Below are 6125 nucleotides of genomic sequence, written 5' to 3' on the forward strand. Positions count from 1 at the left end.
CCCCCAACCCACTGTGCAGCGTCGGGCTCAACCTTGACTCGCGACGCTTCCCCAGGGATCCCTCGGTACCAGCCGAGCAGGAATGGAACGCTTATCTCGAGCGGTTCCCCAGTATCGCGCGCCAGTTCGCCGGTGCCCGGCCCGCCTGGGACTGGATCTCCACCGGTCGCACCCAGTACTCCAGCTCACGGACGGTCGGTGACCGCTGGGCGATGATGTCCCACGCAGCCGGGGCGATCGACGCGCTGTTCTCCCGTGGCATGGCCAACACCATGCAGGTCATCTACGCCCTCGCACCAGTTCTGATGGAGGCCCTCGCCGACGACGACTTCTCGGCGGAACGCTTCGGCCACATCGACACGCTCAACCAGACGATCCTGGACGTCAACGATAAGCTCGTACACGGCTCCTACATCTCGTTCCGCGATTTCGACCTGTGGCGGGCGTGGTCGAAGGTGTGGTTCCTCGGCTGGAACATGGGCATCTCCCGGCTTGTCGGAACCTACTTCGGCTATCTGGAAAAGGGCGATCCGGCGCTGTTCGACCGCCTGCTCGACGCGCCACATCTGGGCACCTTCTGCCCCGACCTGCCGGAATTCCAGCCCTTCTTCGACTCGCTCAACGCCGTGATGGACGAGGTCGAGGCCGGCCGGCTGGCCCCAGCCGCCGCCGTCGAGCGGCTCGCCACTCTGCTGGGCGGCGCCGACTTCCTCCCCACTCCGCTCCGGCTGGGCGATGTGCTGCGCCGCTGGCACGACGGCTCCTTCGAAGCCCAGCGCCGCATGTACGAGTGGGGGCGCACGAGTTCCCCCGAGCCGCTCCGCCGCTGGTACGAGTACGACCTCGACGATCTACTCACCCGCACGGGTGGGGTGCCCACTCCGGCAATCCTCTAAAGGCCGGGCCGCTAAGGGGACGTAATGAAGTAACAAATACGTGATCGAGAGCATCATCGCAGGTCACAGGCCTGTGGAGGGTTCGAAACGCGCAAGTTATTTCATTTCGACTCCTAAAGGCCGGGCCTCTAAAGGCCGGGGCCGTCCCGCGTCCATCCGCGACGGGATCGTCCTAATCGATGGTACCCGCGGGACGGCGAGAACAGCCCGGAGGACGACGATACGATCGGCGTCCTCGCCCTCTGCCCGGGCCAGAGGCATGGAGGGAGCCGCGGTGATGGAGACAATCATCCAGAATCGGGAGGACCGGATCCGGACGACGCCGGATCCGGCGTCGCCGTCCGTCCGCACCACGCCCCATTCACCGGCCTCCGCCCTGCTGGCGGCGCGGGTCATCGAGAAGATGCTGGGCGAGCTGACGTTCCACCATCTCGGCATCCTCGTCGCGGACCTCGATGCTGCCCGGGAACGATACGCCGTCTCCCTCCGGGTCGACGCGTGGGAGTCGCGGGTCGTCTCCGGCCCCGCCCTCTGGCGCGATCGACCGATCATGATCAAGAACGTCCGGATCGCGTTCGGCCGCTTCGGCAGCAGCCTGGTCGAGTTGGTGGAACCCGGCGACCGGCCGTGGACAGGGCGGGAAATTCTCGACCAATGCGGCGAGGGAATGTTCTCCATCGGCTACGAGGTCGACGACCTGCCGGCGTGCCTGCACCGGGCGGTCGCCGCGGGATGCCTGGTCGAGCAGCTCCGGCCGGACGCGCGGAACCCGCGACAGGCCTATCTCGACGCGGGTTCCGGACTACTGATCGAACTCATCCCCGGGGGCGCCGGACGGGACGGTTGGTGATTATTGTCCGAAACCTGCCGTCTTCGTGGACTTGTCTCGGCGGCCATCCAAATGTCATCATCAATCGAGGCCGCCCGGCACCCCCCGAGCCGGGCGGCCTCTCTGTGGGTACGGGCCTCCCGATGTTCCGCGGGCGTATCCAGGTCGCCCCGCGGGCTTGAGCGCGCCCTCCGCGACAAAGCGATCCATGCCGGCGACGAAGGCGCGCGCGTCCTCGGCGGGCCAGTCGTCGAGCATGCGCTGGAAGACGTCAGCCAGCCGACGCCGAGAGCGATCGATGGCGGCCCGGCCCTCGTCGGTGAGCGTCAGGCGGACCGCGCGGGCGTCATCGGGATCGGCCGAACGGAGCAGCAACCCGAGCGCCTCGAGACGATCACTGTGCCGACTCGCCACCGAACGGTCGATGCCGATCTCCATGCTCAGCTTGCGCGCCGTGGTCGGGCCCGTGCGGGCCAGACCGTTGAGCACGGGGTAGACAGCCTCGTCGAGTCCGACGTCCGCCGAGGAGAGCAGCTCCCCGAACAGACGCGTCCGATTCGGCCGGGTGAGGAGAAGTCCGAGCGATGCCGCGAGCCTCGCGCCGTCGTCTGAACCCACCACACGACCCTACTCTGCGTGCACCATGCATCAATTCGCGCGGGGCGCGGATCCACACAAGGGCACGGATCCACGCGGGGCAGCGACCCACGCGGGGCGTCGGCGGCGCGCGCGAGCGACGAAGACGAACGGGAGGAGGTGCGATGGCTCACACCCGACCCGACGGAAGGGGGGCGACTCCCGGGCGCGGCAGAATTGCCGCGGCGGCCCGTGCAGAACCACCGCAACGCACCACCGCAAGGCACCAGGCAGGCGCTAGCACGCGACCGCGGATCCGGAAGGCACACCTTGACGGGCATGCTCACAGCGCAGCGGACGAGCCCGATCGAGCGGATCACCGCCGATCATCGACGGGTCTCGGTGGACCTCGGCTCACGCAGCTATCCGATCGATATCGGTCCCGGGGTCCGCCGAATCCTGCCCGACATCGTCGCGCGGATCGGCGCCCGGCGGGCCGTCATCGTCTCGGCGCGGCCGCAGGACGCGGTCCCCGACCCGGGCGTGCCGGTGCTGCGGCTGGCCGCACGGGACGGCGAGACGGACAAGAACCTGTCGAACGTCGAGGCGCTCTGCGGCCGGTTCGCGGCTTTCGGGCTGACCCGGTCAGACGTCGCATCTCCTGCGGCGGAGGGACCACCACGGACGTCGTCGGGCTCGCTGCGGCGCTGTACCACCGCGGCGTGGCGGTGGTACACCTCCCGACATCCCTGCTCGCCCAGGTGGACGCGAGCGTCGGCGGGAAGACGGCGGTGAACCTGCCCGCCGGCAAGAACCTCCTCGGCGCCTACTGGCAACCCAGCGCCGTCCTCTGCGACACCGACTACCTGCGGACCCTGCCCCAGCGGGAGTGGATCAACGGCTACGGCGAGATCGCGCGGGCCCACTCCATCGGCACCGGGGACCTACGCGGTCTGCCGGTGACGGAGCAGATCGCCGCCAGCGTGGCGCTCAAGGCCGCCGTCGTCGCCCGGGACGAACGGGACTCGAGCCTGCGCCACATCCTCAACTACGGCCACACCCTGGGGCATGCCCTGGAGCGCGCCACCGACTTCGCGCTGCGCCACGGTGAGGCGGTGGCGATCGGCACCGTATTCGCCGGCCGTCTCGCCGGGGAGCTCGGCCGGATCGGGGACGATCGGGTCCGCGAGCACCTGGACGTGGTCCGCGGGTACGGGCTGCCGACGGCACTGCCCACTGAGGCGGACGCCGCCGAGCTCGTCGCCGTGATGCGTCTGGACAAGAAGTCGACGAACACCGGCCTCACCTTCGTGCTCGACGGCGCGGACGGCCCACAGCTGGTGGGCGACATTCCGGAAGACCTGGTCATGAAGACGCTCGGCGACATGCCGCGCGGGCCGCTGGCCTGACGCCCATGCCACCGGCCCCGCGTGCCATCACGGGCACCACCCGCCTGTTCGCCGTCGTCGGGGATCCCGTCAAGCAGGTACAGGCGCCGTCGTTACTTAATCCGCTGTTCGACGAACTCGGGCTCGACGCCGTCCTCGTACCGGTGCACGCCCGGCCGGCGGACTTCCCCGCCGTACTCGATGGACTCCGGCGCATCGAGAACCTGGACGGCATCCTGATCACGATTCCGCACAAGGTCGCCGCCTGCGCCCTCGCCGACGAACGCAGTCCGGCGGCCGCGATCAGCGGGAGCGCCAACGCACTGCGCCGCGGCTCGTCCGGGCGCTGGCAGGCCGACAACTTCGACGGAGCGGGATTCGTCCGGGGGCTGACGGCCGCCGGACGCCCGGTGGCCGGAACGCGGGTCTCGCTAGTGGGCGCGGGCGGCGCCGGCAGCGCCATCGCGGCCGCGCTGCTCGACGCCGGCAGCACGCGGCTGTCGATCTACGATCCGGACCGGGAGAAGCGCGACGGCCTGCTCGCCCGCCTCGACGAGCACTGGCCGGGCCGCGCCGTCGGCGTCGCGGCACCCCTGCTGCACGATGTCGATCTCGCGGTGAACGCCACGCCGCTCGGCCTGCGTCCAGACGATCCGCTCCCCTTCCCGCCGGACGGGCTCGCGGCGGGCTGCGTCGTGGCGGACATCATCATGAAACCGCCCGACACCCGCCTGCTGCGGGCCGCGGCCGCACTCGGCCTGCCGACCCATCCGGGCATCCACATGCTCGCCCACCAGATCGGCTTCTACCGCTCGTTCTTCGATCTCGTCCCGGCGGCACCCGCCTGACGATCTGCGAGGGCTCATGCGTGCACAACCTCTAACCGGCTGTCTGGGTATCGACGTGGGCGGCACCAAGGTCGCGCTGCGCATCGAGGCCGCACAGGCCGTGGCGGACCCGACGGGAGGCGACGAGCAGGTCGGCCCGGCCAGGCCGAGCGGACTGGACGGACCGGACGGACCGGACGGTCGCGTCAGGCCGGTGGAGACAACCTTCCAGTGGTCGCCGTCGGCGACCGCCACCCAGGACATCGACGATCTCGCCGCACACGTTGCCGCGCTGACCGCCCGATGGGGCGGTCGGGTCGACGCCGTCGGCGTGGCGATGCCCGCAACCATCAACGCCGCCGGCCGGGTCACAACATGGCCGGGCCGGCCGGCCTGGACCGGGCTCGACCTCGGCGCCGCGCTGCGGGATCTGCTGCCGGGCACCACCGTGGTCTGCGGCGACGACGGCGATCTGGCCGCGCTCGCGGAGGCGGACGCGGCCGGCTGTGAGAACGTGGTCTACCTGGGGGTCGGGACGGGCGTCGGCGGCGGGATCGTGCTCGGCGGCCGGTCCTGCCCGGGGCCCGGTCGCGGCTCCAGCGAGATCGGACATCTGATCATCTCGTCCGGCGGGCCCAGCTGTGACTGCGGCCGCCGCGGATGTGTGCAGGCAACCGCATCCGGGCCGGCCACCCTGCGCCGGGCCGCCCAGCGGCGTGGTGAGGAGGTGACCTTCGCGGACCTGCGCGCAGCCTGGCTCGCGGCCGACCCCTGGGCGGTGCGGACAGTGGGCGAGAGCGCCGCGGCGATCGCCACGGCCGTCGTCGGGCTGACCGAACTGCTGCATCCCGCGATGGCGATGGTCGGCGGCGGGTTCGCGGCCGGCCTGCCTGGATTTCCGCAGGCGGTCGCCGAGCATGCCCAGGCCCTTGCCCGCCCGGGACATCCGCCCGCGCCCATCCGCCCGGCGCTGCTGGGCGGCCTGTCCTCCCTGTTCGGAGCGCTCCTGGCGGCTCAGCCGCCGGCGAGGATCGGTCGGCCGGCCTGAGCCGCGGGGACACCGGCGGTGCCGGCGGGTTCGACCGGGTGCGGCCGGAGAAGGGACAGCAACTCCGCGGGCCGGCGCAGCACCGCGTCCGGCTCGGCCGCGACCAGCTCGGCGCCGTCCGCCTCGCCCCACAGCGCGGCCACCGCCATCACGCCGGCCGCACGCGCGCTCTCCAGGTCGGCGACCGCGTCCCCGATCATCATCGCCTCACTCGGCGCCACGCCCAACAGTTCGAGTGCCCGGTTCACGATGTCCGGCGCCGGTTTGGGACGGGCGATCTCATCAGAGCCGATGACATAATTGAAGATCGGCAAAATGTCGAGCTCACCCAGCAGGTGCCGGGCCCGTGGACCGGCCTTGCCGGTGGCGACCGCGAGCCCGAGGCCGCGCTCGTGCAGGGTCCGCAGCAGCGCGGCGATCCCTTCGAAAAGCACCACCTGGTGGGCCAGCCGATAGCTCTCGCGGACGAACGGCTCCTCCATCTCCAGCGGCAGATTCATAATCCGCATGATGTCCGGGAAGTACCGTCCCAGGTGCCGGTTGTACTCCTCGAACGGGGGC

Annotated in this window: 8 protein-coding genes; 6 read left to right on the top strand and 2 right to left on the bottom strand. The window is 70.7% G+C overall.

What is annotated here, in order from left to right; translation table 11 throughout:
* Together AC08OU_RS21540 and AC08OU_RS21545 are read left to right on the top strand one after the other, a co-directional pair.
* On the top strand, positions 1–896 hold an 896-nt coding region (locus AC08OU_RS21540), incomplete at its 5' end, for an NAD(P)/FAD-dependent oxidoreductase (RefSeq protein WP_476605644.1).
* A 277-nt stretch (positions 897–1173) separates the two neighbouring features.
* The gene (locus AC08OU_RS21545) at positions 1174–1746 is read left to right on the top strand and encodes a VOC family protein (protein WP_476601841.1); all 573 of its coding nucleotides are present in this window, start codon (positions 1174–1176) and stop codon (positions 1744–1746) included.
* A 60-nt stretch (positions 1747–1806) separates the two neighbouring features.
* On the opposite strand, the gene AC08OU_RS21550 is transcribed toward AC08OU_RS21545, so the two are convergent.
* Positions 1807–2343, bottom strand: a complete 537-nt coding sequence (locus tag AC08OU_RS21550) for a MarR family winged helix-turn-helix transcriptional regulator (RefSeq protein WP_476601838.1) — start codon at positions 2341–2343, stop codon at positions 1807–1809.
* Between the two features lie 297 nt (positions 2344–2640).
* Between AC08OU_RS21550 and AC08OU_RS21555 the strand changes: the two genes are divergently transcribed.
* From AC08OU_RS21555 to AC08OU_RS21570, 4 genes are read left to right on the top strand one after another with little or no spacing between them, the layout of a single operon-like run.
* Positions 2641–3096 (top strand): hypothetical protein, encoded by a 456-nt coding sequence (locus AC08OU_RS21555; RefSeq protein ID WP_476601842.1) that lies wholly within the window; start codon positions 2641–2643, stop codon positions 3094–3096.
* Positions 3009–3710 carry a 3-dehydroquinate synthase gene (locus AC08OU_RS21560; RefSeq protein WP_476601840.1) on the top strand — a complete coding sequence of 234 codons (702 nt, stop codon included), beginning with the start codon at positions 3009–3011 and terminating at the stop codon, positions 3708–3710. The genes AC08OU_RS21555 and AC08OU_RS21560 overlap by 88 nt, the downstream gene beginning before the upstream one ends.
* 5 nt (positions 3711–3715) lie before the next feature.
* Positions 3716–4537, top strand: coding sequence for a shikimate dehydrogenase family protein (locus tag AC08OU_RS21565; protein ID WP_462188629.1), 822 nt, complete (start codon positions 3716–3718; stop codon positions 4535–4537).
* 16 nt (positions 4538–4553) lie between these two features.
* Entirely contained in the window at positions 4554–5564 is a 1011-nt protein-coding gene (locus AC08OU_RS21570; protein WP_476601837.1) for an ROK family protein, read from the top strand.
* Here the strand turns inward: AC08OU_RS21570 and AC08OU_RS21575 are convergent.
* Positions 5531–6125: HAD-IA family hydrolase (locus AC08OU_RS21575; RefSeq protein ID WP_476605645.1), on the bottom strand; the 595-nt coding region annotated here is incomplete at its 5' end. The two genes, AC08OU_RS21570 and AC08OU_RS21575, sit on opposite strands and share 34 nt — an antisense overlap.

Source organism: Frankia sp. CcMO1 (assembly GCF_977945845.1).